Annotated in this window: 28 protein-coding genes and 2 pseudogenes; 21 read left to right on the forward strand and 9 right to left on the reverse strand. The window is 51.6% G+C overall.

The features are described from left to right. The first annotated feature begins 114 nt into the window (after positions 1 to 114). Genes rfaD through AC3RPL_RS18215 form a run of 4 tightly spaced genes read left to right on the forward strand, consistent with a single transcriptional unit; the run spans position 115 to position 4,013 of the window. Positions 115 to 1,047 (forward strand): ADP-glyceromanno-heptose 6-epimerase, encoded by a 933-nt coding sequence (rfaD, locus tag AC3RPL_RS18200; protein WP_490741060.1) that lies wholly within the window; start codon positions 115 to 117, stop codon positions 1,045 to 1,047. Between the two features lie 16 nt (positions 1,048 to 1,063). Next, a complete protein-coding gene (gene rfaF, locus AC3RPL_RS18205) occupies positions 1,064 to 2,125 on the forward strand; it encodes an ADP-heptose--LPS heptosyltransferase RfaF (protein ID WP_490741061.1) in 1,062 nt (353 codons plus the stop codon). Further along, positions 2,113 to 3,081 (forward strand): lipopolysaccharide heptosyltransferase RfaC, encoded by a 969-nt coding sequence (rfaC, locus tag AC3RPL_RS18210; protein WP_034935175.1) that lies wholly within the window; start codon positions 2,113 to 2,115, stop codon positions 3,079 to 3,081. Before rfaF ends, rfaC begins: the two co-directional genes overlap by 13 nt. A 14-nt stretch (positions 3,082 to 3,095) precedes the next feature. After that, positions 3,096 to 4,013, forward strand: a complete 918-nt coding sequence (locus AC3RPL_RS18215) for a glycosyltransferase family 2 protein (protein WP_490741062.1) — start codon at positions 3,096 to 3,098, stop codon at positions 4,011 to 4,013. Between the two features lie 88 nt (positions 4,014 to 4,101). Here AC3RPL_RS18215 and AC3RPL_RS18220 read toward each other — a convergent pair whose 3' ends face one another. Continuing rightward, complete coding sequence (locus AC3RPL_RS18220) at positions 4,102 to 5,085, reverse strand: polysaccharide deacetylase family protein (RefSeq protein ID WP_490741064.1); 984 nt, start codon at positions 5,083 to 5,085, stop codon at positions 4,102 to 4,104. Between the two features lie 322 nt (positions 5,086 to 5,407). Here AC3RPL_RS18220 and AC3RPL_RS18225 point away from each other — a divergent pair, with 322 nt between their 5' ends. From AC3RPL_RS18225 to coaD, 8 genes are all read left to right on the forward strand, one after another. Next, the gene (locus AC3RPL_RS18225) at positions 5,408 to 6,535 is read left to right on the forward strand and encodes a glycosyltransferase (RefSeq protein ID WP_490742086.1); all 1,128 of its coding nucleotides are present in this window, start codon (positions 5,408 to 5,410) and stop codon (positions 6,533 to 6,535) included. Between the two features lie 205 nt (positions 6,536 to 6,740). Then, entirely contained in the window at positions 6,741 to 7,844 is a 1,104-nt protein-coding gene (locus AC3RPL_RS18230; RefSeq protein WP_490741065.1) for a glycosyltransferase family 9 protein, read from the forward strand. Between the two features lie 2 nt (positions 7,845 to 7,846). After that, positions 7,847 to 8,848, forward strand: coding sequence for a glycosyltransferase (locus tag AC3RPL_RS18235; RefSeq protein ID WP_490741066.1), 1,002 nt, complete (start codon positions 7,847 to 7,849; stop codon positions 8,846 to 8,848). Between the two features lie 76 nt (positions 8,849 to 8,924). After that, positions 8,925 to 10,010 carry a putative lipopolysaccharide heptosyltransferase III gene (gene rfaQ, locus AC3RPL_RS18240; protein ID WP_490742087.1) on the forward strand — a complete coding sequence of 362 codons (1,086 nt, stop codon included), beginning with the start codon at positions 8,925 to 8,927 and terminating at the stop codon, positions 10,008 to 10,010. Then, on the forward strand, positions 10,003 to 11,142 hold the full coding sequence (locus AC3RPL_RS18245) for a glycosyltransferase family 4 protein (protein ID WP_490741067.1): 1,140 nt from the start codon (positions 10,003 to 10,005) through the stop codon (positions 11,140 to 11,142). The genes rfaQ and AC3RPL_RS18245 overlap by 8 nt, the downstream gene beginning before the upstream one ends. A gap of 92 nt (positions 11,143 to 11,234) precedes the next feature. Continuing rightward, on the forward strand, positions 11,235 to 12,509 hold the full coding sequence (gene waaA, locus AC3RPL_RS18250; protein ID WP_490741068.1) for a lipid IV(A) 3-deoxy-D-manno-octulosonic acid transferase: 1,275 nt from the start codon (positions 11,235 to 11,237) through the stop codon (positions 12,507 to 12,509). Further along, on the forward strand, positions 12,510 to 13,295 hold the full coding sequence (locus AC3RPL_RS18255) for a glycosyltransferase family 2 protein (protein WP_367168452.1): 786 nt from the start codon (positions 12,510 to 12,512) through the stop codon (positions 13,293 to 13,295). Beyond that, positions 13,292 to 13,768: a pantetheine-phosphate adenylyltransferase gene (gene coaD / locus AC3RPL_RS18260; RefSeq protein ID WP_490741069.1), complete on the forward strand. Its 477-nt coding sequence runs from the start codon at positions 13,292 to 13,294 to the stop codon at positions 13,766 to 13,768. The genes AC3RPL_RS18255 and coaD overlap by 4 nt, the downstream gene beginning before the upstream one ends. An 18-nt stretch (positions 13,769 to 13,786) precedes the next feature. Here the strand turns inward: coaD and mutM are convergent, their stop codons facing one another. The 4 genes from mutM to radC form a co-directional block, all read right to left on the reverse strand. After that, positions 13,787 to 14,596, reverse strand: a complete 810-nt coding sequence (mutM, locus tag AC3RPL_RS18265; RefSeq protein WP_490741070.1) for a bifunctional DNA-formamidopyrimidine glycosylase/DNA-(apurinic or apyrimidinic site) lyase — start codon at positions 14,594 to 14,596, stop codon at positions 13,787 to 13,789. 75 nt (positions 14,597 to 14,671) lie between these two features. Beyond that, entirely contained in the window at positions 14,672 to 14,839 is a 168-nt protein-coding gene (rpmG, locus tag AC3RPL_RS18270) for a 50S ribosomal protein L33 (RefSeq protein ID WP_013094893.1), read from the reverse strand. 16 nt (positions 14,840 to 14,855) lie between these two features. Next, positions 14,856 to 15,092 (reverse strand): 50S ribosomal protein L28, encoded by a 237-nt coding sequence (rpmB, locus tag AC3RPL_RS18275; RefSeq protein ID WP_004154798.1) that lies wholly within the window; start codon positions 15,090 to 15,092, stop codon positions 14,856 to 14,858. Between the two features lie 258 nt (positions 15,093 to 15,350). Further along, complete coding sequence (radC, locus tag AC3RPL_RS18280; RefSeq protein WP_490741071.1) at positions 15,351 to 16,022, reverse strand: RadC family protein; 672 nt, start codon at positions 16,020 to 16,022, stop codon at positions 15,351 to 15,353. 196 nt (positions 16,023 to 16,218) lie between these two features. Between radC and coaBC the strand changes: the two genes are divergently transcribed. The 3 genes from coaBC to slmA all read left to right on the forward strand — a co-directional run bounded on the left by coaBC (position 16,219) and on the right by slmA (position 18,583). Then, positions 16,219 to 17,433: a bifunctional phosphopantothenoylcysteine decarboxylase/phosphopantothenate--cysteine ligase CoaBC gene (gene coaBC, locus AC3RPL_RS18285; protein ID WP_490741072.1), complete on the forward strand. Its 1,215-nt coding sequence runs from the start codon at positions 16,219 to 16,221 to the stop codon at positions 17,431 to 17,433. Continuing rightward, positions 17,411 to 17,869 (forward strand): dUTP diphosphatase, encoded by a 459-nt coding sequence (dut, locus tag AC3RPL_RS18290; protein WP_367168450.1) that lies wholly within the window; start codon positions 17,411 to 17,413, stop codon positions 17,867 to 17,869. The genes coaBC and dut overlap by 23 nt, the downstream gene beginning before the upstream one ends. 117 nt (positions 17,870 to 17,986) lie before the next feature. Then, complete coding sequence (gene slmA, locus AC3RPL_RS18295) at positions 17,987 to 18,583, forward strand: nucleoid occlusion factor SlmA (protein ID WP_490741073.1); 597 nt, start codon at positions 17,987 to 17,989, stop codon at positions 18,581 to 18,583. 44 nt (positions 18,584 to 18,627) lie between these two features. Here slmA and pyrE read toward each other — a convergent pair whose 3' ends face one another. Beyond that, the gene (gene pyrE, locus AC3RPL_RS18300) at positions 18,628 to 19,269 is read right to left on the reverse strand and encodes an orotate phosphoribosyltransferase (RefSeq protein ID WP_490741074.1); all 642 of its coding nucleotides are present in this window, start codon (positions 19,267 to 19,269) and stop codon (positions 18,628 to 18,630) included. A 53-nt stretch (positions 19,270 to 19,322) separates the two neighbouring features. Then, positions 19,323 to 20,039, reverse strand: coding sequence for a ribonuclease PH (rph, locus tag AC3RPL_RS18305; RefSeq protein WP_034935130.1), 717 nt, complete (start codon positions 20,037 to 20,039; stop codon positions 19,323 to 19,325). Between the two features lie 200 nt (positions 20,040 to 20,239). On the opposite strand from rph, the gene AC3RPL_RS18310 reads away from it, so the two are divergent. Beyond that, positions 20,240 to 21,424 (forward strand): NupC/NupG family nucleoside CNT transporter, encoded by a 1,185-nt coding sequence (locus tag AC3RPL_RS18310; protein WP_034935128.1) that lies wholly within the window; start codon positions 20,240 to 20,242, stop codon positions 21,422 to 21,424. A gap of 32 nt (positions 21,425 to 21,456) precedes the next feature. On the opposite strand, the gene AC3RPL_RS18315 is transcribed toward AC3RPL_RS18310, so the two are convergent. Then, a complete protein-coding gene (locus AC3RPL_RS18315; RefSeq protein ID WP_034935324.1) occupies positions 21,457 to 21,885 on the reverse strand; it encodes a DUF3574 domain-containing protein in 429 nt (142 codons plus the stop codon). Between the two features lie 192 nt (positions 21,886 to 22,077). Here AC3RPL_RS18315 and AC3RPL_RS18320 point away from each other — a divergent pair, with 192 nt between their 5' ends. The 4 genes and pseudogenes from AC3RPL_RS18320 to AC3RPL_RS18335 all read left to right on the forward strand — a co-directional run bounded on the left by AC3RPL_RS18320 (position 22,078) and on the right by AC3RPL_RS18335 (position 24,869). After that, on the forward strand, positions 22,078 to 22,941 hold the full coding sequence (locus AC3RPL_RS18320; protein WP_490741075.1) for a YicC/YloC family endoribonuclease: 864 nt from the start codon (positions 22,078 to 22,080) through the stop codon (positions 22,939 to 22,941). Between the two features lie 175 nt (positions 22,942 to 23,116). Beyond that, positions 23,117 to 23,314, forward strand: a pseudogene (locus AC3RPL_RS18325) (Arm DNA-binding domain-containing protein); the annotation flags it as partial. Between the two features lie 246 nt (positions 23,315 to 23,560). Next, a pseudogene (locus AC3RPL_RS18330) lies at positions 23,561 to 24,415 on the forward strand (YPO3983 family protein). After that, positions 24,405 to 24,869: a DUF943 family protein gene (locus AC3RPL_RS18335; RefSeq protein WP_490741076.1), complete on the forward strand. Its 465-nt coding sequence runs from the start codon at positions 24,405 to 24,407 to the stop codon at positions 24,867 to 24,869. Before AC3RPL_RS18330 ends, AC3RPL_RS18335 begins: the two are co-directional and overlap by 11 nt. A gap of 251 nt (positions 24,870 to 25,120) precedes the next feature. Here AC3RPL_RS18335 and AC3RPL_RS18340 read toward each other — a convergent pair whose 3' ends face one another. After that, complete coding sequence (locus AC3RPL_RS18340) at positions 25,121 to 25,381, reverse strand: helix-turn-helix domain-containing protein (protein WP_490741077.1); 261 nt, start codon at positions 25,379 to 25,381, stop codon at positions 25,121 to 25,123. A 107-nt stretch (positions 25,382 to 25,488) separates the two neighbouring features. On the opposite strand from AC3RPL_RS18340, the gene AC3RPL_RS18345 reads away from it, so the two are divergent. Next, positions 25,489 to 25,755: a helix-turn-helix domain-containing protein gene (locus tag AC3RPL_RS18345; RefSeq protein ID WP_490741078.1), complete on the forward strand. Its 267-nt coding sequence runs from the start codon at positions 25,489 to 25,491 to the stop codon at positions 25,753 to 25,755. Positions 25,756 to 26,035 lie beyond the last annotated feature (280 nt).

Below are 26,035 nucleotides of genomic sequence, written 5' to 3' on the forward strand. Positions count from 1 at the left end.
CGCATTCGCTTACGGAGTCATCTGGCTGCCTGAGCCCTGCTGAAATGTTATGATGAAAAGTATCAGCGTGTGGAACGTCCCGTTTCACCCCACTTTTTCTTAAGGCTTAAGCTTATGATTATCGTCACTGGCGGCGCAGGATTTATTGGCAGCAATATCATCAAGGCGCTGAATGACCAGGGCCATACCGATATTCTGGTGGTCGACAACCTGAAAGATGGCACCAAATTTGCCAATCTGGTGGATTTGAACATCGCAGACTATATGGATAAGGAAGATTTCCTTATTGCCATTCTCGCAAATGAAGATTTTGGTGACGTTGAGGCGGTGTTTCACGAAGGTGCCTGCTCCTCCACCACCGAGTGGGATGGCAAGTACATGATGGATAACAACTATCAGTACTCCAAAGAGCTGCTGCATTACTGTCTTGAAAGAGAGATCCCCTTCCTGTATGCCTCTTCAGCCGCCACCTACGGTGGTCGTAACGACAACTTCATTGAAGAACGTCAGTTTGAACAACCGCTAAACGTCTACGGTTATTCCAAAATGCTGTTCGATCACTATGTCCGTCAAATTCTGCCCGAAGCGCAATCGCAGGTGTGCGGTTTTCGCTACTTCAACGTTTATGGTCCACGTGAAGGCCATAAAGGCAGCATGGCCAGCGTCGCATTCCACCTGAACACCCAGTTGAATAACGGTGAAAATCCCAAGCTGTTTGCAGGCAGCGACAACTTCAAACGTGACTTCATCTACGTCGGCGATGTGGCTGCGGTCAACCTGTGGTTCTGGCAGAACAATGTCTCCGGTATCTTCAATTGTGGTACGGGCCGTGCTGAGTCTTTCCAGGAAGTGGCTGATGCCGCGCTTAATTTCCATCAGAAAGGTGAAATTGAATACATCCCATTCCCGGAGAAACTAAAAGGCCGCTATCAGGCTTTCACCCTGGCGGATCAGACCAGGCTGCGCGAAGCGGGATATGATAAACCTTTCAAAACCGTGGCCGAAGGCGTGGCTGAATATATGGCCTGGCTGAACCGCAGCGTGTAACAGGGCAATGCCTGTCATGAAAATTCTGGTAATCGGCCCGTCATGGGTCGGCGATATGATGATGTCGCAAAGCCTTTACCGCACGCTTAAAGTCAAACATCCTGAGGCGGTAATCGACGTGATGGCACCGGCATGGTGCCGTCCATTACTTTCCCGCATGCCGGAAGTCACTACGGCACTGGCGATGCCACTTGGTCATGGCGCGCTGCAACTGGGCGAACGTCGGCGGCTGGGAAAAGCCTTACGCAGTGAAGGCTACGATCACGCTTACATTCTGCCCGGCTCGTTTAAGTCTGCGCTGGTGCCCTTTTTTGCCAATATCAAAACCCGCACGGGCTGGCGCGGAGAGATGCGCTATGGCCTGCTGAACGATATGCGGGTGCTGGATAAAGCGGCGTTTCCACTCATGGTTGAGCGCTATGTGGCACTGGCTTATGACCGACAGCAGATCGCTTCTGCAAAAGACCTTCCTCAGCCGCTGCTCTGGCCATCGCTGGTCGTTTCAGCAGAAGAGAGACAGCATACGGCGGCACAGTTCCATCTGGCAGCAGAAAGGCCCGTCATTGGCTTCTGTCCGGGAGCAGAATTTGGTCCAGCCAAACGCTGGCCACATTATCACTATGCCGCGCTGGCCGGGATGTTGATCGGCGCGGGTTATCAGATAGCCCTGTTCGGTTCCGAAAAAGACCAACAGACGGGCAGGCAAATCCTGCAAAGTCTGCCGGATGAGGCCCGTCAGCACTGCCACAATCTGGCGGGCGAGACCAGGCTGGAGCAGGCGGTAATTTTGCTGGCTCACTGCAAGGCCGTAGTCAGTAATGATTCCGGGCTGATGCACATTGCTGCCGCCCTTGATCGCCCACTGATTGCATTGTATGGCCCGAGCAGTCCGGACTTTACCCCTCCGCTTTCAGATAAAGCGCGCGTGATTCGTTTGATCACCGGTTATCACAAAGTACGGAAAGGCGAAGGTGAAGCAGGCTACCATCAGAGTCTGATCGATATTCAACCAGAACGGGTAATGACAGAGCTGATGACACTGCTGGACGAACATCTGGAGAACCCATGCAGGTCCTGATCGTTAAAACCTCATCAATGGGGGATGTGCTGCACACCCTGCCCGCCCTGACAGATGCCATGCAGGCATTACCCGATATTCGTTTTGACTGGGTGGTGGAAGAGGGATTTGCACAAATTCCCGGCTGGCATCCTGCGGTAGACCGGGTGATCCCGGTTGCCATCCGTCGCTGGCGCAAGCACTGGTTTGGCAGTGAAGTTCGCGAGCAGCGTTTTCTGTTTAAACGCGAGCTCCAGTCACGTCATTACGACCTGGTTATTGATGCACAGGGATTAATCAAAAGCGCCGCACTGGTTACCCGTATTGCCAAAGGCATTAAGCACGGTCAGGACAGCCGCAGCGCGCGTGAGCCTTTCGCCAGCTGGTGGTATGACAAACGGCATGAAATCAATAAACAGCAGCATGCCGTGCAACGCACACGCGAACTGTTCGCCAAAAGCCTGGGTTACCCGCTGCCTGATACTCAGGGTGATTATGCTATCGCCGCACATTTTCTGACCGAACCGCCTGCCGATGCCGGAAACTATCTGGTATTCCTGCATGCCACCACACGCGAGGCGAAGCACTGGCCTGAAGAAAACTGGCGTCAACTGACAGCATTAGTGGAAACCTGCGGACTGAAGATCAAACTGCCGTGGGGAACCGAAAAGGAACACCAGCGGGCGCTGAGACTGGCAGAAGGTTTTGAGTATGTGGAAGTGTTGCCCAGGCTGACGCTGGAAAAGGTGGCCCGCACGCTGGCCGGAGCGAAAGCGGTGGTGTCAGTTGATACCGGACTGAGTCATCTGACTGCCGCTCTGGATCGTCCTAATATTACGCTTTATGGACCTACCGACCCGGGACTGATTGGTGGTTATGGTAAAAATCAGTTCGTACTGCGCCCAAATAAGGGCAATAATATGGCTGATATTTCAGCGGAGACTGTGGCCGAACATCTCCTCCCTCTGATCGCGTGAAAGATTAAAAAAAGATGACAGCACCCTGCCTGAGCATCCTGATCGCCGCACACAACTGTGGCAATTATCTTGCCGAGACCTTAGACAGTATCGTTGCATCACTGGGCGAGTCACTGCCACGGGCGGAGATTGTGATTGTTAATGACGCTTCCACGGACAATACTCAGGCGATCATTGATGACTACGCACAACGACTGCCGCTTTTGCGCAGTTTCCATACTGACTACCGCAACGTAGGTAAAGTTCGTAATCATGCCGTTAAGCTGGCCTGCGGTGATTACATTCTGATGGTTGACGGGGATGACAAACTGCTGCCCTGCGCCTTGCACGACAGGTTGCATACGCTGAGGATGCACACCCCCGACATCCTGCTGAGTAAAATTATCGAAGTTCGCCACGAGCTCCCGACGTTACAGTGGCAACCCGGTGAACACACCGAACTGACCAGAAACGATGCGATCGAACGTTTTTTGGTACATCGTGACTTTCAGGCGCATTTTATCGGTCAGTTCTTTTCCAGAACGCTGCTACAACAACATGCTTTTCCGGACTTCATCTGTTATGAAGACACCTGGCTGTTTCCACTGTTACTGACTCACAGTAAGAAAACACTGTTCAGCACTAGCAGCTTCTATCTGTATCGTAAGCATCAGCACAGCCTGTCGACGGCTATAGATGAGCGCAAAATCAGCTGTCTGATTGCAGCAACGCAAAATATGGACAAGGTTCTGCCTGCCCGGTTTGAATACCTGATAACCTGCCACTGGCTGGATATTGCCAATCGTTATCATCCCGCCCTGCGTGGAACCTCACAGGGCAATACGGTGAAAGAGCGTATCGCCAGAATCAGTCTTGGGCGCTTTCTGCTGAACAGCAAAATCAGGATGAGTTATAAAAGAAAGATGCTGGCCGTGCGCAAACGGGGTATGTGAAGAGGACGCAGTTTGCAACCTGACGATTACTGGCATCTTCAGGCAGCATTCTCACCCACCGTAATAAACAGCCCGCAGATTAAAAGCGTCAGCTGATTGATTTCGCCGGAGCGCTGGCTGATTTATCAGCAGCATACTCCGCCAGCGTCATCCCACGAGTCCGGCTGTGTAACCATGAGAAGAGTCGGTCAAGATCATTATAAAGCCGCTCGATATCCGCTTCGGTTTTAAACGTCGGACTTCCGTCAGGCATAAATTCAGAAGAATGCAGCATAAATTCGACGTAATCTGCTCCGGATGAGAGGGATTTTTCCGCCACGTTAATCATTTGCTCAACGTTCCCGCCCACCGGGCGTAGCCAGTGCACCGAAGGACTGCGTTTTTTGCCGCGCAGGCTGTCATATCCCTGTTTAAGTATGTTCATCAGGGCGGAATGCCGGTACTGGATACTCATCGGCACTTCCAGCAGAGCAGACTCTCCTGAACGAGAAATATCATGAGGATCAATATAATAGGCGGTGCGCGGAAAACGACTGTAATCGGTTCCCCCCTTGCCCTGCGGCGCGCCCGGAGAGTATTGCCAGTTCACTCCCGGTGTCACCGAACAATCCACCCGGTAGCCAAATTCAACTAATAACTGCGCGTAATATTCGTTGAAGGCCCAACGACCTGCACGATGACTGAGCATTTTTGTCGCAAAGGTTTTTTCCAGCAACCCGGTCATAAACGCCACTTTTTTGCGCATCTCTTCACGAGGGTACTCAATCAGATAGGGCTGAAACTGCCAGTCATTTTCTGTCAGCGGATAATCAGGAGGACTGTTCCAGGCATGCAGATGCATCCCAATCTCCCCGGCGTTGCGGGCGAGCACATCGCGAGCAAACTCGATGTATACGGGGTCTGTTGCCATTTCATAGTTGGTCAGCCAGGTTGGTTTAAAGGCATATTTTTCACAAGTCTGCTGGAAGCGGGCAAGAAATGCCGCGTTTCTGGTCGTAACATTGCCCGATCGGTTACGCCAGAGATTGTCGCCTTCGGTATCAATAGTGATTAAAAATGCTGGTTTGCTCATGCTGGTTGCGGCTCCACGATGACCCTGGCGGTATGTTACGCAGCCCCCTGAAGAGACGCAAAGAGATTTGTCTCCTCACTCTGCGGTGGACCGATTCGGATAGCACTATCTTTATTAATTTTTTAAGATAACCTCAACAGACAACGCAGGTGGGTAAGCAGATTCCTGAGATCGGCACGACATCATTAACCCGCTCAGGATAAAGGGATGGTCTGCATTAAATATGGCAACAATAAGTTGTATTGAGTGCGGAAGGGAAAACACACCTTCCCGCGAAAAAGTGCCTCTGTCTAAGGGTGAAAAATTGTCCAAGCGTATTTTGATGATCATTGATGGCTTGCCCGGCGGAGGTGCTGAGAAGGTGGTGCTCACGCTGGCCCGGGGACTGATGGAACGCGGCCACCGCGTTTCACTGTTTTCACTGCGAACCGTGTGTGATTACCCTATCCCTGATGGCCTGCATTATCTGGTTATTAAAGATCGCTGCCAGAAACCCTGGCGAAAACTGACGGAACTGAGTCGCCGTGCGCAGTTGCTGAATCAGGCGATTGTTGCGGCGGAAGAAGAAGGCGGAAGCTTTGATCTGGTCGTTTCTCATCTGCACAAAACCGACCGCATTGTCAGACGCTGCACCACGCTGTCCCCGTCGAAAATCTGGTTCTGCCTGCACGGCGTTTTTTCTGCCTCTTATCTGGCACAACGCAGCGGATTTTCGTTATGGCTGAAAAAAGCCAAGACCAGAAAAGTCTATCAAAACCGTAATGTGCTGGGCGTTTCACAATATGTTATTGACGATCTTAAGCAGGCTTTCCACATTCAGCCTGCCCGGGAAGTGGTTATTTTTAACCCTTTTGATTTTGAGGCGGTGCTGGCGCAATCTTTCAAACCCTGCAAAATGGCCGGGCAGGATTACCTGATCCATGTAGGACGTTTCCATGAAACCAAACGCCACGATCGCCTGCTGCGAGCCTATGCCAGAAGTGGCCTGACGGCGCCACTGGTACTGATTGGTCAGGGCAGTGATGAAATCACCACAAAACTGAAAGCGCTGACCCGTGAGCTGGCTATCAGCGACAGGGTTGTGTTCAAGGGTTTTACCAGCAATCCCTATCCCTGGATACGCCATGCCCGAATGCTGGTGGTCAGCTCCGACAGTGAAGGCTTTGGCAATGTGCTGGTTGAGGCGTTGATTTGCCATACGCCGGTTGTCAGCACCCGCTGTCCGGGTGGGCCAACCAGCATTCTGACGGGCGATCTTGCCCGTGGTCTGGCAGAGATGAATGACGATTCGCTGGCAGCCACCATGAAAGATATCTGGGACAATCCGCCCGATGTTACCAGGCTGGATCTTCAACCTTACAGCGTTGAGAAAATATGCCAGCAATATATTGATTTGATTAATGAAATTAAAAATACCTCTGATATGTCTCATCAGAAAACGTCGTTATGATTGCCGCGCTTTTCGTTTATCACACAGCTTCATTACGGATGAAGATCACACTTTTCTTTCATCATGATTTAAGGTTTTACCCCATGATAGTGATGGTGAACAGGAACAGATATCAAAACTCAGTGATAAATATGTGCAAAATCTTAACACCTGCCGGTTCCATTGCTGACTGGACAGGGTTCATTTCGCTCAGGGAGAACGGGGCGTGAATTATGTGTTTTTATTCCTGCTTCTGCTGCCTCTTAAGCTGCTAAAGAAGCTGGGCCACAGAAAGTCATCCCGCAATCTGGTGATCCAGACGGCGAAAATCGGGGATTTCATCAATATCACCCCGCTGCTGAAACATCTCAGACAGAGCGATGCCCTGCTGAGCCGAACAGTTGCGCCGCTGGCGAAGTATGACGCCACGCTTGAGGAGGTGTTCTACGTTGAAGACTATAAGAGCAGCACGCTTAACAAGCTGAAGCTGGCCTTCATGCTGATCAATCGCTACAACAACATTTACCTGCTACATCCTGACGGCCTGAATCTGTTCTGTGCCGCGATTTGTAATGCTTCTAATAAACAGTTTCTCTCAACCTACCGTAGAAAATGGTATCACGCTCTTTTCTACGCCACGGCAGACGGTATTGTTGAACACAGCAAAACCTCGCTGACGGTGGAAAGCTATCTCCGACTGGCAGACCGCACGCTGAGCCGGGTAAGCTATCCCAAGCATGCCACCCTGCCGCTTTATCAGCCGCAAAATCCACCGGAAGATTTATCACGTCCGGATATGATCAGGATTGGCATCAGCATTTCCGCTGGCAATCAGGCCAAAACCATCCCGGCTGCCACATGGAAAAAACTGTTTGAGCGGCTGAGTCCACTGCCATGCCTGTTCTATGTATTTGGCACACCCTCAGAGAATCCGTGGTTGCAACAGCTGTACAACGTGCTGGATGATAGCCATAACATTGTCAACATGATTGGCAAACTCACGCTTGAAGAGTTGCCCTGGGCAATTGGCAATATGGACTTTTATGTCGCCTCAGACTCCGGAAATGTCTACATCGCTGACTCGCAAAATGTACCGATTGTGCTGATCTATGGCCCATGTAGTGTTGAAGAGCAGCGACCTCTGGGTGAAGTATTGTTGATAGGGCCCGACCACATCGCCCCCTCATCATTTGTCTTTCAGGCCCCTTACAAATTTGTCTATCCGGCTGAAAAGCTTTTTGCGCTTGATGCGCGCAAGCTGGATGATATTTACGACTTTATCTTCACACGCAGTCCGCAACACCTGACAGAAAAGAAGATATTACCCTGAGTATGAAGCCGCATTCTGAACCCTCCGCGCCGCAGCTGAGCGTGATTGTCCCAATGTACAACGCTGGTAAGAGTTTCCAGGCTTTTATTGAGTCCGTGCTGGCGCAAACGCTGGATTCTGTCGAAATTATCATCGTTAATGATGGTTCTACTGACGAATCAGCAGAAATGGCCCATCACTATGCCGCACAGTATCCGCATATCCAGGTTATCGATCAGCAGAATGGTGGGGTTTCCCGGGCGCGCAATGCGGGCATGGCCGTTGCCAGCGGGCAATATGTCACCTTTCCCGATGCCGATGACACCTTATCACCAGAGATGTACAGCACCCTGATGACTATGGCACTCACTGACGATCTGGATGTGGCGCAATGCAATGCGGAGCGGGTATTCCTGGGGAGTGGCCGTGCGAAACCGCTGATCCCAACCGATCGCTTGCAATCAACCACCGTGCTGAGTGGTGTCGAGTGGCTTGGCAAAGCATTATCGACCAACCGCTATCTGCATGTGGTTTGGCTGGGTATCTACCGTCGTGCGTTAATCGAACAGCTTCAGCTATGCTTTGAACCCGGACTGCATCACCAGGATATTCCGTGGACCACCGAACTGATGCTCAATGCACAAAGAGTGCGCTACAACGAAAAAGTCATGTATCGTTACTACGTCCATGACCAGTCGATCAGCAACCAGAAACGCACCGGCATGCGTAACGCCGAATATCAGCGGCATTATCTTAAAATCGCCAGAATGTTGGACGAAATCAATCAGCGTTATCGTCAGAAGGTTAATATTCCTGCGGCAGTCTACCGGCAGGTAACCAAAGAAGCGTTAATCGTCTGCCACTCGTTACGTCGTGAACCGGACGAGCAGGCGCGTCAGACGATGATTGCCGATCTGTTTGCCAGTAAAACACCGGGACTGATGTTGCGAAATGCACGGGGAATTCGCCAGTGGTATCAGTTGCTGCTCTGGTTATGGCGCGTCTGGCGCTGGCGTAAAAAATAATGCGGGCAGCAGTCAGCTTTCCCCGCAACAGCGTTTCCCTTACAATTGGTCCACTTCACTTTGAGACCCAATGAGTATGCCCACGGCTCTTCCCATTCCCACCACTTTTGCGCCACGCAATATTCTGCTGATAAAACTGCGTCATCATGGTGACATGCTGCTGACCACTCCGGTGATCAATGCACTCCGTCAGCACTATCCGGACGCAAATATTGATGTGCTGCTGTATAAAGAAACCCGCCCTATGTTGCAATCACATCCGGCGATCCGCCATCTGCACATTATCGATCGTAACTGGAAGAAAGAGGGAAGCTGGCAGCATATGCGTCATGAAATGGCGCTGGTGAAGGCCGTGCGCCATGCGCATTACGACCTGGTGATAAATCTGGCTGACCAGTGGCGCAGCGCAATTATTACCGGACTTTCCGGGGCAAAAATCAGGATTGGTTTCGATTTTCGTAAGCGACAGAATGCGCTGTGGCAACGCGCACATACTCATCTCATTTCCACCCAGGGCCACAATGCGCTGCATACCGTGGAACAAAATCTGACCGCTCTCACGCCACTGGGGATCCCGCAGACCGGTTTTCCGGCGTCGATGCATTACAGTGACGAGGACTGGCAGCAAACGCTGACGATACTGGCAAAACAGCAGACTTCCCCCGATCGCTGTATCGTGATCCAGCCCACTTCACGCTGGGTATTCAAATGCTGGGAAGATGACAAAGTCGCCGGGCTTATTGATGCGCTGGCGGCGTCGGGCTATGACATTGTGTTAACCGCTGCGCCTGACAAAAAGGAGCAGGCGATGGTCGAAAATATCCTCTCACTGTGTCATCACCCGCACGTCATTTCTCTGGCAGGCCAGCTCACTCTGCCGCAACTGGCTGCGCTAATCGATCACGCCCGCCTGTTTATCGGTGTCGATTCTGCACCTATGCATATGGCGGCCGCACTGAATACGCCTTGTATTGCCTTGTTTGGTCCAACCAAGCTGACCCAATGGCGCCCCTGGGGCGAAAACAATCAGGTTATCTGGGCCGGTGACTTTGCCGCGCTGCCGTCGCCAGACAGCATTGATACCAACACAGAAACCCGTTATCTCTCAGCTATCCCGCTTGAGGACGTGGTCACAGCGGCAAGGAAATATCTGGATGAATAAAGTTCGCCTGGCAATAGTCCGACAGAAATACCGGCCCGACGGCGGTGCAGAGCGGTTTATCGCCCGTGCGCTGGAGGCGCTGGACGATGACAGCCTGCAACTGAACATCATCACCCGTAGCTGGCAGGGTGAACCAAAACCCGGCTGGCATCTGCATATCTGTAATCCCAGAAAATGGGGGCGAATCTCGCGTGAACGCGGTTTTGCGGTGGCCGCTCGCGCCTGCTGGCAGCGGGAAAAATTCGATATTGTGCAAAGCCACGAACGCATTGCCGGTTGTGATATTTTTCGCGCTGGCGATGGTGTGCATCGGGTCTGGCTGGAGCAACGGGCAAGGGTGATCTCGCCAGCCCAGCGTTTACTGACCCGCCTGAGTCCCTACCATCGCTATGTGATGAACGCCGAAGAAACCATGTTTCGCTCACCTTCCCTGAAAAAAATCATCTGCAACTCGTTGATGGTTAAGCATGACATCATGCGCTGCTTTCAGCTTCCGGAAGAGAAATTCGCCGTTATTTATAATGCTATTGATGCACACCGCTTTATGCCAGCCACGCCGGAGCAACGGCAACAATCACGCGAAACGCTGGGCCTCCCTGCTGAAAGTAAGGTTTTTATCTATGTAGGTTCCGGCTTTGAACGTAAAGGATTGAAAGCCAGTATCTCCGCACTCGCCGCTACCGATGCTCATCTGTTAGTGGTGGGACAGGACAAGCAGCAAGCGCGCTATGTGGCGCTGGCCCGCCATCTGGGATGTCTGGATCGCGTACATTTTGCGGGTGTACAGCATAACGTTATCCCTTTCTATCACGCCGCCGATGGCCTGATGCTTCCCACACTGTATGACCCCTTCCCTAACGTTATTCTGGAAGCCATGGCATGTGGTCTGCCGGTCATCACCAGCTTTACCTGCGGTGGCGCGGAGTTCATTGTTGACGGCGAGCAGGGTTTTGTCTGCAACGCGTTGGATATTCCTTCGCTGACCGCTGCGGCCGTCTCCGTGCCAGTGAGGAGTGCAGACAGCCGTATGGGCGATGCCGCCCGGCGTCGTGTCCTGCCATACTCGCCACAACAACTGGCTGGCCAGCTTAATGCGTTGTATCAAGAAGTATGCGGCAGGCCTGATAAGTAGTGTGAGCCGGAAAGACTATCTGCTAACATGCCGCATTGTTTCTTGTTTTCGGCCTGCTCTTGCGCAGAGCTCCGCGCATTTTAATAACTGTGATGACAACACTTTATACCGTTCTGCTGTATCTCATTCAGCCGCTGATTTGGCTCCGGCTCTGGCTACGAGGCCGCAAAGCTCCCGCCTATCGTAAACGCTGGGCGGAGCGCTATGGCTATTGCGCTGGTAAGGTTAAACCGGACGGCATCCTGCTGCACTCAGTTTCGGTGGGAGAAACACTGGCAGCGGTGCCATTGGTGCGGGCATTACGTCATCGCTATCCTGCCATGCCGATCACCGTTACCACCATGACGCCAACCGGTTCAGAGCGCGCAGCGTCAGCCTTCGGAAAAGATGTACATCACGTCTATCTTCCCTACGATCTGCCCGGTTCGATGCAGCGGTTTCTTGATAATGTCAGCCCACGGCTGGTGATGATTATGGAAACAGAGCTGTGGCCCAATATGATTGCCGAACTGCACGCGCGCAACATTCCGTTGGTCATTGCCAATGCCCGCCTGTCAGAACGTTCGGCCAAGGGCTATAAAAAACTCGGTAAGTTTATGCAACGTCTGCTGCGGCAGATAACCCTGATCGCGGCGCAGAATGCAGAGGATGGCGAGCGCTTTATCAGTCTGGGGTTAAAACGCACTCAGCTGACCATTACCGGCAGTCTGAAGTTTGATATATCGGTCACCCCGGAGCTGGCCGCTCGCGCTGTCACGCTCCGCCGCCAGTGGGCGCCGCGCCGTCCGGTATGGATCGCCACCAGCACTCACGATGGTGAAGAGAGCGTTATTCTTGATGCACACCGCAGATTGTTACAGCGTTTTCCCACCCTGCTACTGATTCTGGTTCCGCGCCATCCGGAGCGATTCGCCACTGCCCGCGATATGGCGCAAAAAAACGGCTTCAGCTTTATTCTGCGCAGCAGTGGTGAGATCCCATCTGGCAGTACGCAGGTGGTGATTGGCGACACGATGGGAGAACTGATGTTGCTGTACGGCATTGCCGACCTGGCCTTTGTCGGTGGCAGTCTGGTGGAACGTGGTGGTCACAATCCGCTGGAGGCGGCAGCTCATGCCATTCCGGTGCTGATGGGACCGCATACTTTTAATTTTAAAGATATCTGCGCCAGGCTTTCACAGGCCGACGGGCTGATTACCGTCACCGATGCCAGCTCACTGGATAAAGAGATTGGCACGCTGCTGACAGATGAAGACTATCGCCTTTACTATGGCCGTCATGCCGTAGAAGTGCTTCATCAGAATCAGGGCGCGCTGCAACGCCTGCTACAGTTACTTGAACCCTATCTGCCACAGCGGAACCACTAAATGACGACACGCCACCCACTGTCCGTCGTGCTGATCGCCAGAGACGCAGCGGACCTGCTGCCGGAATGCCTGGCATCGGTCAGCTGGGCCGATGAAATTATCCTGCTGGATTCGGGCAGCAGTGACGGCACACCGCAGATAGCGGCTCGTCATGGTGCAAAGGTTTATCACTCAACAGAATGGCAGGGCTATGGCAAACAGCGCCAGCTGGCACAGAGCTATGCCAGCCACCCCGTCATTTTGATGATCGATAGCGATGAGCGTGTCACGCCACAACTGAGAAGTGCCATCGAAACGGTGCTGGAACAGCCGCTCTCCAACACGGTTTACAGTCTGAGCCGCCGCAATCTGTTTCTTGGCCGCTTTATGCGCCACAGCGGATGGTATCCCGATCGGGTAGTCCGCCTTTATCCGGCGACTTTTCACTATAACGACCATCAGGTGCACGAATCGCTCGACGCCAGAGGCGCTACGGTAACGGCATTGCGCGGTGATTTGCTGCATCTGACCTGTCGCGATTTTTCAGCCTTTCAGTGGAAACAGTTTGCCTACGCGGAAGCATGGGCAAAACAGCGCTACCATCAGGGTAAAGGTTGCAGCATTGCCTCGGTGTTTGCCCATACTCTCGGTGCCTTTTTTAAGACGTTGATTTTGCGGGCCGGTTTTCTCGACGGTAAACAGGGTTGGTTGCTGGCCGTCGTCAATGCACAGTATACCTTTAACAAGTACACCGCACTCTGGGCGCTGCATAACGCCTCTCATTCTTCTGGCAAGGGGCATCTGTGAATACAAAAGCAATATACCCCGGCACATTCGATCCTATGACTAACGGTCATCTGGACATCGTCACCCGCGCAGCGCTGATGTTCGACCATATCGTACTGGCGATTGCCGCCAGCCCCGGCAAAAAACCGCTGTTCTCGCTGGATGAACGTATTGCGCTGGCCAGCGAAGTGGTCGCGCATTTATCCAATGTGGAAGTGGTCGGTTTCAGTAATCTGATGGCTGACTTCGCCCGTGAGCAACAGGCCAGTGTTCTGGTGCGGGGCCTGCGTGCGGTATCTGATTTCGAATACGAAATGCAGCTGGCACAGATGAATCGCCACCTTTATTCTGCGCTGGAAAGTGTGTTTCTGATGCCGTCGCAGGAGTATTCCTTTATCTCTTCATCACTGGTGAAAGAGGTCGCGCGACATCAGGGAGATGTCAGCGCCTTCTTACCTGCTACGATACATACCGCTCTGCTGGCGAAGCTCTGAGCCGATATCCGGCCGGGATTATTTCTGGCAGGTGGGGCAAAAAAAGGTACTGCGCTGGGTATGTTTAGCACTGAGCAAAGGCGTGGCGCATACTCTGCACGGCTCTCCGGCACGGCCATATACCTGCAATTCCTGCGCAAAATACCCCGGCTTGCCATCCGTCTGTAGAAAATCTCGTAACGTGGTGCCCCCCTGTTCAATGGAGCGCAACAGCACCGCCTTAATGGTGTTGACCAGTAACGCAGCCTCTTCATAGCTCAGCGCCATCGCCTGGCGATCGGGATGGATACCCGCAGCAAACAGTGATTCGCTGGCGTATATGTTACCAACGCCTACCACCAGTTTGTTATCCATCAGCCAGGGTTTTACCGGCGTGCGTTTAGTTCGCGATTTAGCAAACAGATAATCAGCGTTAAACGCTTCACTTAAAGGTTCCGGTCCGAGGTGAGCCAGCACGTTACTGCTCTCCAGGTCACTGCTCCACAGCCAGGCACCAAAACGACGGGGATCGGTATAGCGCAGCACTTTCCCGTTGCTCATCACCAAATCGACATGGTCATGTCTGGCCGCAGGTTGATCTTCTGCCAGTACACGCAGGCTGCCGGACATCCCCAGATGGATAATAATCCAGCCAGTGGGTAGCTCCAGCAATAAATACTTCGCCCGACGCTGTACGCTAAGCACAGGCTGGTCACTGAGGCGATGAATCTCATCAGATACCGGCCAGCGCAGGCGTCCGTTACGCACAATCGCATGCAGAATCGTGGCGCCGGTGAGATGTGGCTCGATGCCTCGCCGACTGGTTTCTACCTCAGGTAATTCCGGCATTATCGTGACTCACTGTTTTGGTTTTCACAAAAGAAAAAACCCCGCCGGGGCGAGGTTTTCATTAGCTTAAATCAATTACTTGATTTTGGCTTCTTTGTACATCACGTGCTGACGGACAACAGGATCGAATTTCTTCAGTTCCAGTTTTTCCGGCTTAGTACGTTTGTTCTTCGTGGTGGTATAGAAGTGACCTGTACCAGCAGAAGAAACCAGCTTGATTTTCTCGCGAATACCTTTAGCCATGTTTCAGTTCCTTACCTTAGTACTTCTCACCACGGGTACGCAGATCGGCCAGAACCGTCTCAATACCCTTCTTATCAATTACGCGCATGCCTTTGGCAGATACACGCAGTGTAACAAAACGCTTTTCGCTCTCAACCCAGAAACGGTGAGAATGCAGGTTAGGCAGAAAACGGCGTTTCGTCGCGTTCATTGCGTGGGAACGGTTGTTACCCGTCACCGGACGCTTGCCAGTTACTTGGCAGACTCGTGACATGTCTATTCTCCAAAAATCAAATCAGCTCGAGCTTTAAAAATAAGGTCCTGGCCGCCTCGTCAGGCTCATAGCCCATCCAGGCGAGTTCAATGTGAACCCGCTGAGCAGGCCAAATGCCAAACCCGAGATTCTCAAAGGTGGCGTAGTATACGCCCTGCGGCGCTGGTGCTCAAGTCCCGAACAGATAAAGATCCCAGAGGATCGCGCAAAATTGCTCCATTCAGACCAGAAAAAGCGGACTGCGTTGCGTTGTCTGCATCAAATCCACCCTCTTTCTGCAAAAGAGACGTACTCACCATGACCGATAACCAGGTGATCCAACACCCTTATATTAAGCAGCTGGCAGGCAGCAACAATCCGCCTGGTGATATCCCTGTCTGCCTGGCTGGGGCGGGAGATTCCCGAAGGATGGTTATGCGCCAGGATGAGTGCCGCTGCATTATATTTCAGGGCTTCACGAACAATTTCACGTGGGTGAACCTCCACGCTGTTGATGGTTCCGGCAAACATCTCACTGTGATGCAACATCTGGTGCTGATTATCCAGAAAGACCACCAGAAAAATTTCACGCTCGCGATGCGCAAGCGTGCTTCTTAAATAACTCAGCATATCCTGCGCGCTTTCTACGGAACGGTGCTCCAACACTTCGTTACAGGTAAAAAAACGGCGCCCAAGCTCAGCAATGGCATTCAGCTGTGCATATTTTGCATCACCAATGCCCTTAATGTGGCAGAAGGCGGCTTTTCCAGCGGTCATCAGTTGATACAGTGACCCGAACTCTTCAATGAGTTGTCTCGCCAGGGACATAACGTGTACGCCATTTGCGCCTGTGCGTAAAAAAATTGCCAGAAGCTCAGCATCCGTTAGCGCCTTTGCACCATTTTGCAGCAGCTTCTCACGTGGTGGAACAGTCAGCCATTGCTCTTTCATTTGTCGAATCTCCTTTTCTCTTTCACAGAAAACATGGCATTATATACAGTACTTTTCCATCTGTTTTGTTCAGCTTCCCGATCCGCCTCGCAAAGGCAGCATGCCGTGAAAATGTGAGGCAACTGGAATGTGGTAAAATACGCAGATCGTGACGGCAAAGTGCGCGTCAGCCAGACTCAACGGAGCAGATAGCAGCATGGCAGGATTAACCGGTAAACAGATTGTTCTGGGTGTAAGTGGTGGGATTGCTGCATACAAAACCCCGGAACTGGTCAGGCGCCTTCGGGATCAGGGGGCGGAAGTTCGGGTGGTAATGACCGAGGCGGCAAAAGCTTTTATCACCCCCCTTAGCTTGCAGGCTGTTTCTGGCTATCCCGTTTACGCTGACTTATTAGATCCCGCCGCAGAGGCCGCCATGGGCCACATCGAGCTGGGCAAATGGGCCGATCTGGTCGTGCTGGCCCCGGCCACTGCGGATCTGATAGCCCGCCAGGCCGCAGGCATGGCAAACGATCTGGTAACCACGATCTGTCTTGCCACACCGGCCCCGATCGCAGTGGTGCCGGCAATGAACCAGCAGATGTACCGGGCAGCCGCTACCCAGCACAATCTTCAGCGCCTTGCTGAACGCGGCGTGATGATATGGGGGCCGGATAGCGGTAGCCAGGCCTGTGGTGACATTGGCCCCGGACGGATGCTGGACCCGCTAACCATTGTGGACAATGCGCTAAACTGGGCGTCGCCGGTCAACGACCTGCAACATCTGAACATTATGATTACCGCCGGCCCCACCCGTGAGCCCCTTGATCCGGTAAGATTCATCACTAATCACAGCTCCGGCAAAATGGGCTTTGCCGTTGCCACAGCCGCTGCGAAGCGGGGTGCGAATGTCACGCTGGTGTCAGGTCCGGTCAGTTTACCCACTCCCCCCTGGGTAAAGCGGATTGACGTATTAACCGCAGCAGAAATGCAGCAGGCTGTTATGGACAACGCGCATCGCCAGCATATTTTTATCGCCACAGCGGCCGTAGCAGACTATCGTTCAGCGGAAGTGGCATGCAAAAAAATCAAAAAACAGGGTGATGAAATTACCCTTAAAATGATTAAAAATCCCGATATCGTGGCCGGTGTGGCGGCAATGAAGGAAGGTCGGCCCTATGTGGTCGGATTTGCGGCAGAAACAGATAATGTGGAAGAATACGCCCAACAAAAAAGAAGGCGCAAGAACCTGGATTTAATCTGTGCCAATGATGTTTCGCAGGCCGGGCAAGGTTTCAACAGTGATAACAATGCCCTGCATCTTTTTTGGCAGGATGGAGAAAAGAAATTACCGCTCAGCGATAAATCTCTCCTTGGCCAACAGTTACTAGACGAGATAGTCAGCCGTTATGATGAAAAAAATCGACGTTAAGATTTTAGACCCACGTGTGGGCAAGGTTTTTCCTTTGCCCACTTATGCCACTTCAGGCTCGGCGGGTCTGGACCTGCGTGCCTGTCTTGATGAGGCTGTTGTTCTGGCTGCGGGAGGCACGACGTTAATTCCCACCGGACTGGCCATTCACATTGCCGATCCTCAGTTAGCCGCAGTCATCCTTCCCCGCTCCGGTCTGGGTCACAAACATGGCGTGGTACTGGGCAATCTGGTGGGCCTTATCGATTCTGATTATCAGGGACAACTGATGGTATCAGTCTGGAACCGCAGCCAGAACGACTTCACAATTGAGCCCGGTGAACGTATTGCGCAGATGGTTTTTGTGCCGGTAGTCCAGGCAGAATTCAATCTGGTGAACGATTTTGACACCAGTGACCGTGGTGAAGGTGGCTTCGGACACTCAGGTCGCCAGTAGCACTCGGCCTTCGACCAGCGCTTAAACCCATTCTTGTTTTTGCCGTTAGCATGATGCTCACCGCGATTGCGTGGGCATTTGCCCTTTCAAAGTGATATTTCAGGGGTTGTTCAGGACATGGCAGAAGAAAAAAAAGCGAAAAGGAACCGTCGCGAGGAAATACTACAGGCACTGGCCCTGATGCTGGAATCCAGCGACGGCAGCCAACGCATCACTACCGCCAAGTTGGCCGCCAACGTCGGCGTTTCGGAAGCGGCGCTTTATCGCCATTTTCCCAGTAAAACCCGGATGTTTGACAGTCTGATCGAATTTATCGAAGACAGCCTGATTACGCGCATCAATCTGATTTTAAAAGATGAAAAAGAGACGCTACCGCGTCTGCGTCTGATTATCCAGCTGCTGCTGGGCTTTGGTGAGCGTAATCCGGGTTTGACGCGCATCCTGAGCGGTCACGCGTTGATGTTTGAACAGGACCGTTTGCAGGGCAGGATCAATCAACTGTTCGAACGGATTGAACTTCAGCTTCGCCAGGTGCTGCGCGAGCAGAAAATGCGTGATGGTGAAGGCTTCAAAACCGATGAAACGCTGCTGGCAAGCCAGCTACTGGCATTTTGTGAAGGGATGTTGTCGCGTTTTGTTCGTTCGGATTTCCGTTATCGTCCGACGGTGGATTTTGAAACCCGCTGGTCATTACTGGCTTTGCAGCTGGTCTGACGCGGGTTTGCACCAGGGCCGGCCTTATGCCGGCCCTCTTCAGATCAGATACCAAATTCCTGCCGGTAAGCACGCACCGCAGCAAGGTGGTCGGCCAGTTCAGGCCTCTCTTCCAGCCAGGTTATCAGCTCACTCAGCGTAATTAGCGAAACCACCTTACAACCGTAGTCCCGCTCAACTTCCTGAATGGCGGAAACCTGGCCGCGACCGCGTTCCTGCCTGTCGAGGGAAATCAGCACCCCGGCAAGCCTGGCCTGATTGGCGGCGATAATTTCCATTGATTCGCGAATTGCCGTTCCGGCAGTGATGACGTCGTCCACCAGCATGACACGCCCCTGCAAGGGGCTGCCGACTAATAAACCACCCTCACCATGATCCTTCGCTTCCTTACGATTAAAGCAGTAAGGCACATCGCGATCGTGATGATCGGCCAGCGCGACAGCCGTGGTAGTGGCAATCGGGATGCCTTTATAGGCAGGGCCAAACAGCAGGTCAAAATTAATAGCGGAGTCCACCAGCGCCTGTGCATAAAAACGCCCAAGTAGCGCCAGATCCCGGCCCGTATTAAACAGGCCTGCATTAAAGAAATAAGGGCTTTTGCGCCCTGATTTCAGCGTGAAATCGCCAAATTTCAGCACCTGCTTGTTGATGGCGAATTCAATAAACTGACGCTGCCAGGCTTTCATCTTGTCTTCCTCTGTCGGTTATAAAAGAGGCGACTCTCAGGTCGCCTTAATAATCAGTTCTGTAACGCCGCTTTTTGCGCCTTGATCAGCGATTCAATACCACCGCGTGCCAGCGCCAGCAGGCTGAGTAACTCCTCATGACTGAACGGTTCTCCTTCGGCCGTGCCCTGCACCTCGATCATCCGACCATCTTCAGTCATCACTACGTTCATATCAGTTTCTGCGGCAGAGTCTTCAACATACTCCAGGTCACAGCGCGCTTCGCCATCAACGATACCGACAGAAATGGCGGCGACCATCCCTTTCATTGGATTAGCCTGCAACTTGCCGACGGAGACAAGGTGATTCAACGCATCCGCCAGCGCCACACAGGCACCGGTGATTGACGCTGTCCGGGTGCCACCATCCGCCTGAATGACATCACAATCCAGGGTAATGGTGAACTCGCCCAGTGCCTTTAAGTCCAGCGCTGCCCGCAGTGAACGGGCGATAAGCCGCTGGATCTCCAGAGTGCGACCACCTTGTTTACCTTTTGCAGCCTCACGCGCATTGCGACTGTGGGTAGCGCGCGGCAACATACCGTATTCAGCTGTCACCCACCCCTGGCCCTGACCTTTCAGAAACCGGGGTACACCCTCTTCAATCGTGGCAGTACACAACACTTTGGTATCACCGAATTCAACCAGGACTGAACCTTCAGCATGTTTGGTGTAATGGCGGGTCAGGGTTACGGGACGCACCTGCTGTGCGCTACGGCCTGCTGGACGCATGGTTTCTCTCCGGCTGATAAAATCTGTATTGGCTGCGCATTATACGGATTTCACTGGCGGATGCCTATGAGAGCCTGAGTACGGCAATCACTCTTCTGATTTCCGGATCTTTCCCGTAGTGCAATCAGATCAGGTGAAAAGCATCAGGATTTGTGGCTAAATGCTGCACTTTACCGCCCTCTTTCTGTGGAACAACTGCGATGCCTGACATTCTCCATTTCCTGTTGGCCCTTGTGGTCATCTTTTGCCTGGCATTGCTGTTCAGTAATGACAGAAAAAAAATTCGGCCCCGAATCATCATCCAGCTGGTGGTTATCGAAGCCGCACTGGCTTATTTCTTTCTGCATGCGGCGGGTGGCCTGCGCATAGTGACAGCTTTTGCTGGTTTCTTTGAAACACTGCTGAAGTTTGCTGCTCAGGGGTCAGAATTCGTATTCGGAGGGATGAGTAGTCAGGGGATGGCTTTTATCTTCCTTGGCGTGCTTTGCCCCATCATCTTTATCTCCGCGCTGATTGGCATCCTGCAACATTTGCGCATCCTGCCACTCCTCATCCGCATCGTGGGCACCCTGTTGTCGAAGGTAAACGGAATGGGCAAGCTGGAATCGTTTAATGCTGTCAGCTCATTAATACTGGGCCAGTCTGAAAACTTTATCGCCTATAAAGGTATTCTGGCCGATATTTCAGCGCGCCGTCTCTATTCTATGGCAGCGGCGGCGATGTCGACCGTCTCCCTGTCCATCGTTGGCGCTTACATGTCGATGATTGAACCACGTTATGTCGTGGCGGCGCTGATCCTGAATATGTTCAGCACCTTTATTATCCTGTCATTGATTAATCCGACCCAACCTGGCGATGAGCCAGAGATCAAACTGGAAAAGCTGCATGAAGAGCAGAGCTTTTTTGAAATGCTGGGTGAATACATCCTGGCAGGATTCAAAGTGGCGATGATTATCATGGCGATGCTGATAGGATTTATCGCGCTGATTGCGGCAATTAACGCCCTGTTTTCCAGTGTTTTCGGTATCAGCTTTCAGCAGATGCTTGGCTATGTTTTCTGGCCGTTCGCATGGCTGATTGGTATTCCAGCCCATGACGCGCTTCGCGCCGCCAGCATTATGGCAACCAAACTGGTGGCGAATGAGTTTGTGGCGATGATTGAGTTGAAAAAGATTGCAGCTGAACTTTCACCTCGTGGGCTGGGGATCCTCTCGGTTTTTCTGGTGTCCTTCGCCAACTTTGCCTCAATTGGCATCGTGGCCGGTGCGATTAAAGGACTGAATGAAAGTCAGGGTAATGTGGTTTCCCGCTTTGGCCTGAAACTGGTTTACGGCTCCACACTGGTCAGCCTGCTTTCCGCTGCCTTTGCTGGTCTGGTACTGTAATGATCACCCGGCGCACAGCGCGCCGGGCAATTTTAAAATCCGACACAAGCGGGTTGATCAACCCGCATCACTGACTCCTGCTGGAAACGCTGCTTATAACGCGTTCTTAAGGCCTCAATATTCTGCTCATTTTGCGGCGAGGCGCTGTAGATAAGTAGCAGTGCTTTGCTCGGTTCATGCGACACTTTACCATCCTGTCCCAACCACTGCCCACGGGCATCAAAGACCGTCAGACCGTCTTTAAAACGTGGCGTCACATCATTATCAATAAAGGACTGCCATTCCGCTGCGCTGATTTCCACGCCGTGCGGCCTGCTCAGGCCAAAGTAAAGTGTGCTTTGCTGCATCGCATCACCGACTTTACACACCGGAACCGGCTTAGGTTGATGAAGGGGTGCGGTACAGCCACTGAGCGTTATTGCCGTCAACGCGGCAATCAGGAGAGTGTTTTTCATTAGTATCCTTTTCTTCACAGGCTATGTTGCTGTCATCATATCGCCCGGCACTGAGCCAGTCGGCTTCGGACATCATAATCGCACCACGTTAAAACGCCAGACACCCCGCTGATTTAGCCGAGTTTTGGCTGATACCTGTTAAGCCATCACTGCCACCGTTATAATCTGATTATCTTTATCTCAAAACAGGTACACACAATGATTCGCAGCATGACCGCCTACGCCCGGCGTGAAACCAAAGGCGAATGGGGCACCGCAGCCTGGGAGCTTCGCTCCGTCAACCAACGTTATCTGGAAACCTATATCCGCCTGCCTGAGCAGTTCCGCGGCCTGGAGCCGGTCATCCGTGAGCGGATTCGTAACCGGCTGACACGCGGTAAAATCGAGTGCAATCTGCGCTTTGATCCTAACCCGCAGGCACAAAGCAAGCTGGTGCTGAACGAAAAGCTGGCAGTTCAACTGGTACAGGCGGCAAACTGGGTGAAATTGCAGAGCGATGAAGGTGAAATTAACCCGGTTGATATCCTGCGCTGGCCTGGCGTCATGTCCGCAGAAGAGCAGGATCTTGATGTCATCTCCGCAGAATTGCTGAAAGCACTGGATGTGGCACTTGATGACTTTATTACCTCACGCGAAACGGAAGGCGCTGCACTGAAAACGTTGATCGAACAACGCCTTGCCGGAGTCAGTACTGAGGTGACAAAAGTACGGGCACAGATGCCAGAGGTGCTGAAATGGCAGCGTGATCGACTGGTCAGCAAGTTAGAGGAAGCTCAGGTACAGCTTGACAGTAACCGCGTGGAGCAGGAGTTGATCATGCTGGCACAGCGTGTTGATGTTGCCGAGGAGCTGGACCGCCTGGAAGCTCATGTCAAAGAGACTTACAACATCCTGAAGAAAAAAGAGGCCGTTGGTCGTCGCCTCGATTTTATGATGCAGGAATTCAATCGCGAGTCGAACACGTTGGCCTCAAAATCCATCAACGCTGACGTCACCGCCTCCGCTATTGAGCTTAAGGTATTAATTGAGCAGATGCGCGAGCAGATTCAGAATATTGAGTAACGTTGCATACTGTCGCACTCAGTAGCAAGAAAACCAACCCAGCCCGCTAATTGCGGGCTTTTTTATTTTCATACTGTCGCATATGATTGCATAAAATCGCGGATAATGGGTGTACCCAAACGTATTTACATGACCCAGTTTGGGTACACCCCCTATTCAACATACAGGCGGTACTATGGCAAAGCTGACAGATATTCAGATACGGGCATGGATTAAGGCCGGAGAACGGTTTGAAGGGCGCTCAGACGGTAATGGGCTTTACCTACGCTACCGGGCGGGGGATAAAGTCCCTGCATGGCGCTTCCGGTATAAGTTCTCAGGTAAAAAGCGCGTGATGCAGATCGGCTCTTACGGTGAGCTTTCTTTCCATCGGAATGACACTCCTGACCTGATGCAGCTGAAGGTTTTTCGTACCTCACTACGCGAGGTTCGCGCTCAGGCTCGCACAGAAAATGCAGGCACTGGAGTGTCAGAGACTGTGATTTAAAGTCGTTATCTCCCCGCCCGGAATATACAAAAAATTACGTGTAGAGAGTGCTCAACGTTTACACTCCGGCCCACCAGTGCGTATCATTCCCTGTAAAGACGCAACGGATCATTACACAAGGAATGTATAACAATGGCTGCACTACAGTTTCCATGTACCATATTCAAAACCCAAAAATGGATGGACGACTACGGCGCGAGTGATATGCGCTGCGGCGATCTGACCGAAGCACAGTTAAAAACGTATTATCACCTTGATAAGGTGTCTGACAACGTTAACCCCTGGACACTGACAAAAGTAAACAAAAGCAGGCCGTTCCAGCATCCACGGCTGAGTACGTATGCTTACCTCAGCGAGGGAACGAAAATTACCCGCCAGTAGTGTGCCGCAATGCTGTTTGATGAATTCCGTCAGCTATCGCGCCTTTTCTCGGTGTACGGGCCGTACAGCCACCTGATCGAAAAGATGATCACCCACATGCAGCACGGCAACGGTACACCCTTCCGTGATATCTCGCTGGACCGGGCATTGAAAGAGCATATTACCAAGGATAACTCGAAGGAAAATAGTACAAGATTATTGTTGAAAGAGGCGTTTGATACCTATATTGACTGGGATAAAAAATACTACCCAACCAATCAAAAAAGCGAACGATCAAAAGCGATTTCTGAAGGGAGATTACCTAAATTTGACAGATTTCAGGATAACTTTAACGGCATGGGTATTACCGTACATGATACCTGGGCAACGCATATTACTATAAAGTCATTACAGATTGATAATGACCGTTACCGGGCAGTGGTGCATTACAAGGTACAGGATCACTTTGGCCTGGACAACGACGACATTCTGAAAACAAAATTCAGTCAGTTCCATTTCTTCCGCATCTGGTTTGTTCTCCAGCGATACAATCAGTTTGGCTTTAAGCCATACATGACCAACATGGAAGCCACTGTAGAAATCACCGGGGGCCGTAGTGAAAGTTAAACTTAAGACAACCCTATTTGCGCTGTCGTTCTTTGCTTGTCTGCTACTAGCCTGCGTACTATGGCTGTCACTGCGTACGGTAGAAATCGTCGCTGCACACGAAAACGGTAATCACAGTTATATTTTAGTGAAGAGTTTTCCTTTTACGGATAAAGGGAGAATAAATTGGTGGCAGGAAAACCAGGACATGCTCAAAAATAGGCATGAAGTCCCCCAGCCTGACACTGATGGTTTTTTTACTGTTGTATTTTGGGATTTTGGTGATGGTTATAAAGAAGAAGGTAAATATGACAGACTTTGTTTCGAGGATATGAAACCACCAAGAAACTGCATAGAAAAAAATAAAGTTTTTACTGTCAGTCACGGTAGGAACATGGGACTTTCTTTTACTACTAATAATAAAATATATCGCATGAAGAAAAGTGGGAAGATAGTAAAAGACGAGTCAAATTAGAGCCGCTCCCCTCGCGTATGGACTGCAATAAAATCATCCACCCTATTGTAGTGGCATAGTGAATTTGGCCACCTGAACAGAGGTGATATCATCACCTCATAGCCAAAACAGTTTAGTGCCGAAGCAGAAAATACCCCCGTAGATTACCGGTGTTAATCTCCCCCGCATCATAGTGGGCGTGTAATCTCATTTACTCGTGCCAGTTACGACAATCACTGGCGTAAAACAGCCCGGACGCGGTACCTCTTCGATTATTTCTTAATCGGTTTAATAGCTGAAAATCTCGGTGCGAGATGACGATAAAGATCATCGGGAGCGACGCCCAACAGACTACAAATATGATAAAACTCCACGGCATCAAGTCGCCTTTCGCAACGTTCAATTCTTGATACCAACGTTTGCTCGATCCGCATCGCGTCTGCCAGCTGGGTCTGGGTGATGTTAAGTTTCTTTCGGGCATCAACCAGATAGCCGATAAGTTTCTGATAGTCGTTTGTAAAAAATGAAGGCATATAAGACCTCTCAAATAGAACAAAATCGACTATCGAGCAGCTTTAATATTAGAACAAAACGTACTATTTTGAGTTTTTCATGTTAAAGGATTAACTAAAGGAGAGTTATGGTGACAGAATGGAATGACTGGCATCCATCCGAAGTTTCCGCAGCACTAAAAAAAATGGGCAGTTCCGTAGCCCGACTATCCCGCGAATCCGGTCTTGCTTCATCCACACTGGCAAATGCGCTTTATCGTCACTGGCCCAAAGGAGAAGTCATCATCGCTGTGGCGCTGGGCATCAGCCCCAGGGAAATCTGGCCTTCACGCTATTCAATAAAACGAAGCCAGATTAAGTTGAAAAATGTACGGCAAACGAAAGAATACCCCTGATTTTCTACGCATATCTGCCAGACTCCCTGTGCATATGGCGCGGTTTTCGGGTCTGTTTAGCAGCAGAGGAATACATCGCGCGGAGAGAGCCCCAGCCTTGCTGGCGCTAAATCGCTAAACTTTCGTTACATGAAGAATTAATACGGTGGTAAAACAGCATTCATCGTACAGATGCAGATGAGTGTTCGGCGGGCTGTTGGAAGACCGTACGGTTTTCATACCAGCCCGATAAACTCAGTTCATTCTGGGAAAAAGTGCCACTGCGTTTTAACGCGTTGTC

It is taken from the genome of Erwinia papayae (assembly GCF_058241465.1).

What these genes read in the sequence shown, in the direction of transcription:
- AC3RPL_RS18235 (WP_490741066.1), top strand. Translation starts at nt 7,847, where the DNA reads ATGAAGCCGCATTCTGAACCCTCCGCGCCGCAGCTGAGCGTGATTGTC.
- AC3RPL_RS18310 (WP_034935128.1), top strand. Translation starts at nt 20,240, where the DNA reads ATGCCTGACATTCTCCATTTCCTGTTGGCCCTTGTGGTCATCTTTTGC.
- coaBC (WP_490741072.1), top strand. Translation starts at nt 16,219, where the DNA reads ATGGCAGGATTAACCGGTAAACAGATTGTTCTGGGTGTAAGTGGTGGG.
- AC3RPL_RS18220 (WP_490741064.1), bottom strand. Translation starts at nt 5,085, where the DNA reads ATGAGCAAACCAGCATTTTTAATCACTATTGATACCGAAGGCGACAAT.
- AC3RPL_RS18225 (WP_490742086.1), top strand. Translation starts at nt 5,408, where the DNA reads ATGATCATTGATGGCTTGCCCGGCGGAGGTGCTGAGAAGGTGGTGCTC.
- AC3RPL_RS18345 (WP_490741078.1), top strand. Translation starts at nt 25,489, where the DNA reads ATGGTGACAGAATGGAATGACTGGCATCCATCCGAAGTTTCCGCAGCA.
- AC3RPL_RS18255 (WP_367168452.1), top strand. Translation starts at nt 12,510, where the DNA reads ATGACGACACGCCACCCACTGTCCGTCGTGCTGATCGCCAGAGACGCA.
- AC3RPL_RS18215 (WP_490741062.1), top strand. Translation starts at nt 3,096, where the DNA reads ATGACAGCACCCTGCCTGAGCATCCTGATCGCCGCACACAACTGTGGC.
- radC (WP_490741071.1), bottom strand. Translation starts at nt 16,022, where the DNA reads ATGAAAGAGCAATGGCTGACTGTTCCACCACGTGAGAAGCTGCTGCAA.
- rfaD (WP_490741060.1), top strand. Translation starts at nt 115, where the DNA reads ATGATTATCGTCACTGGCGGCGCAGGATTTATTGGCAGCAATATCATC.
- rfaF (WP_490741061.1), top strand. Translation starts at nt 1,064, where the DNA reads ATGAAAATTCTGGTAATCGGCCCGTCATGGGTCGGCGATATGATGATG.
- AC3RPL_RS18340 (WP_490741077.1), bottom strand. Translation starts at nt 25,381, where the DNA reads ATGCCTTCATTTTTTACAAACGACTATCAGAAACTTATCGGCTATCTG.
- waaA (WP_490741068.1), top strand. Translation starts at nt 11,235, where the DNA reads ATGACAACACTTTATACCGTTCTGCTGTATCTCATTCAGCCGCTGATT.
- rpmG (WP_013094893.1), bottom strand. Translation starts at nt 14,839, where the DNA reads ATGGCTAAAGGTATTCGCGAGAAAATCAAGCTGGTTTCTTCTGCTGGT.
- dut (WP_367168450.1), top strand. Translation starts at nt 17,411, where the DNA reads ATGATGAAAAAAATCGACGTTAAGATTTTAGACCCACGTGTGGGCAAG.
- rph (WP_034935130.1), bottom strand. Translation starts at nt 20,039, where the DNA reads ATGCGTCCAGCAGGCCGTAGCGCACAGCAGGTGCGTCCCGTAACCCTG.
- rfaC (WP_034935175.1), top strand. Translation starts at nt 2,113, where the DNA reads ATGCAGGTCCTGATCGTTAAAACCTCATCAATGGGGGATGTGCTGCAC.
- AC3RPL_RS18245 (WP_490741067.1), top strand. Translation starts at nt 10,003, where the DNA reads ATGAATAAAGTTCGCCTGGCAATAGTCCGACAGAAATACCGGCCCGAC.
- AC3RPL_RS18320 (WP_490741075.1), top strand. Translation starts at nt 22,078, where the DNA reads ATGATTCGCAGCATGACCGCCTACGCCCGGCGTGAAACCAAAGGCGAA.
- rfaQ (WP_490742087.1), top strand. Translation starts at nt 8,925, where the DNA reads ATGCCCACGGCTCTTCCCATTCCCACCACTTTTGCGCCACGCAATATT.
- mutM (WP_490741070.1), bottom strand. Translation starts at nt 14,596, where the DNA reads ATGCCGGAATTACCTGAGGTAGAAACCAGTCGGCGAGGCATCGAGCCA.
- pyrE (WP_490741074.1), bottom strand. Translation starts at nt 19,269, where the DNA reads ATGAAAGCCTGGCAGCGTCAGTTTATTGAATTCGCCATCAACAAGCAG.
- slmA (WP_490741073.1), top strand. Translation starts at nt 17,987, where the DNA reads ATGGCAGAAGAAAAAAAAGCGAAAAGGAACCGTCGCGAGGAAATACTA.
- rpmB (WP_004154798.1), bottom strand. Translation starts at nt 15,092, where the DNA reads ATGTCACGAGTCTGCCAAGTAACTGGCAAGCGTCCGGTGACGGGTAAC.